This is a genomic window from Vibrio sp. 811 (genome assembly GCF_033339195.1).
The window spans coordinates 1-514 of sequence record NZ_JAWOUB010000973.1 but is presented as its reverse complement, the minus strand read 5'-3'; the positions used below and the strand labels follow the sequence as shown (position 1 = coordinate 514).

At 44.0% G+C, this 514-nt stretch carries 1 protein-coding gene and 1 pseudogene; both read left to right on the top strand.

What is annotated here, in order from left to right; genetic code table 11:
* A pseudogene (locus R7Q46_RS30430) lies at positions 1-269 on the top strand (hypothetical protein); the annotation flags it as partial.
* Positions 270-371: 102 nt separating this feature from the next.
* On the top strand, positions 372-514 hold a 143-nt coding region (locus R7Q46_RS30425), incomplete at its 3' end, for a DNA-formamidopyrimidine glycosylase family protein (RefSeq protein ID WP_318078747.1).

Here is a 514-nt window from a genome sequence, read left to right as displayed (position 1 = left end):
GATGGCATGCGAATGCAGATGTTCCTCTCCCTCTATCTGAACTTATTGCTCGCTGGCAAGCGCTCGAAGGTACGGAGTTATCTGCGCAGCAATACGACACTCTTAAAGATAAGTTAGGCACACCAGAAACCATCGAAGTCTGGTATCAAGGCGTCGAAGAACCGCAGCGAATTACTCTTTATCGTCTTCATGATTTTTGGTTGTTCAAGAATTGGCAAAACAAGTGGATCGCGATTTCTGTTGAGAGCAATTACATCATGCCTAAGTGAGAGGTGGTCAATAACCTCGTAGGTAAGCAGTGTTTACGCTTGTACTTTTCGATTATGCTAACTGCCTTTCAGTAAGGCTTTGAGTGTTTTAAGGAGAATTAAATGCCTGAATTACCAGAAGTTGAAGTAAGCCGGATGGGTATTAGTCCACATATGGTTGGACAAACGATTAAGGCATTTGTTTTTCGCACACCCAAACTGCGCTGGGATATCCCGCAAGAGCTGAAATTGCTTGAAGGGCAAGT